This is a genomic window from Rhodococcus sp. AW25M09 (assembly GCF_000333955.1).
Taxonomy (GTDB): domain Bacteria; phylum Actinomycetota; class Actinomycetes; order Mycobacteriales; family Mycobacteriaceae; genus Rhodococcoides.
The window spans coordinates 1-1,529 of the sequence record NZ_CAPS01000159.1 but is presented as its reverse complement, the minus strand read 5'-3'; the positions used below and the strand labels follow the sequence as shown (position 1 = coordinate 1,529).

Genomic DNA, 1,529 nt, shown 5'->3' with positions numbered 1-1,529 from the left:
CTGGCTCCGGTTCGTGGTCCGCGGTCTGTGGTGGGTGTGGTGTTGCCGGAGTTGTTGGCTGGTGCGGTGGGTGTTGCGGGTGTCGGTGGTGTTGCGGTGGTGTCTGGTTCGCGGGTGCTTTCGTATGGTGAGTTGGATGCGGCGTCGTCGCGGTTGGCGCGGATGTTGATGTCGTGTGGTGTGGGTCCGGGGTCGTTCGTGGCGTTGGCTTTGTCGCGGTCGGTGGAGTCTGTGGTGGCGGTGTGGGCGGTGGCGAAGGCCGGTGGTGCGTTCTTGCCGGTGGATCCGAGTTATCCGGTGGATCGGATCGAGCACATGTTGGTCGATTCGGGTGCTGTGGTGGGTGTGACGTTGGGTGCTCATTCGGGTGCGGTGTCGGGTGTGGGTGGGGTGTCGTGGGTGGTGCTCGATGATCCGGATGTGGTGGCGGATCTGGCTTTTCGGTCTTCTGCTCCGGTGTTGGATGCGGAGCGGTCGGGTGTGTTGCGTCTCGATGATGCGGCGTATCTGATTTATACGTCGGGGTCCACCGGGGTGCCCAAGGGTGTGGTGGTCACTCATCGTGGTGTGGGGAACTTGGCTGCGGAGGAGCGGGTTCGGTTCGGTGTGGGGCCGTCGTCTCGGGTGTTGGCGTTCGCGTCGCCGAGCTTCGATGCGTCGATTCTCGAGTTCGTGTTGGCGTTTTCGGGTGGGTCGACGATGGTGATCGCTCCGCCGTTGGTGTTCGGTGGGGTGGAGTTGGCGTCGTTGCTCGGGGCCGAGCGGGTCACGCATGCGTTCGTCACTCCTGCGGCGTTGGCGTCGGTGGATCCGGTGGGGTTGGAGTCGGTGGAGGTTGTGGTCACCGGTGGTGATGTGTGTTCGCCGGAGTTGGTGGCGCGGTGGGCGCCGGGTCGGCGGATGTTCAATGCGTACGGTCCGACTGAGGCGACTATTTTCTCGTCGATTTCGTCGGCGTTGGTGGTGGGGGAGTCGGTCGATATCGGTTCGCCGACGATCGGTTTCGCGGAGGTGGTGTTGGATGCTCGGTTGAATCCGGTGCCGGTGGGTGTGGTGGGTGAGTTGTATCTGGCGGGTCCGGCGTTGGCTCGTGGATATCATGCGCGGTTGGGTTTGTCGGCGGAGCGGTTCGTGGCCAATCCGTTCGGTGGTGCGGGTTCGCGGATGTATCGCACCGGTGATGTGGTGCGGTGGAATTCTTCGGGTGCGTTGGAGTATGTGGGGCGTAGCGATTTTCAGGTGAAGGTGCGTGGTTTCCGGATCGAGTTGGGTGAGATCGATTCGGTGTTGGCGGGTGCGCCTGGTGTCGATTTCGTGGTCACTGTCGGGCGTGAGTCTGCTGCTGGTGCAACGGTGTTGGTGTCGTATGTGTTGGCGGTGGCGGGTACCGAGCTCGATGCGGCTGCGTTGCGTGAGCATGTGGGGTCGGTGTTGCCTGCGCATATGGTGCCGTCGGCGGTGGTGATGTTGGAGTCGATTCCGTTGACTCCGGCAGGCAAACTCGACCGACGCGCACTACCCGAACCGGA

The 1,529-nt window shown here is 63.2% G+C and carries 1 protein-coding gene; it reads left to right on the top strand.

Annotation, left to right across the window (positions count from 1 at the left end; all coding sequences use genetic code 11):
* On the top strand, positions 1–1,529 hold a 1,529-nt coding region (locus RHODMAR_RS26745; RefSeq protein ID WP_232433777.1), incomplete at both ends, for an amino acid adenylation domain-containing protein.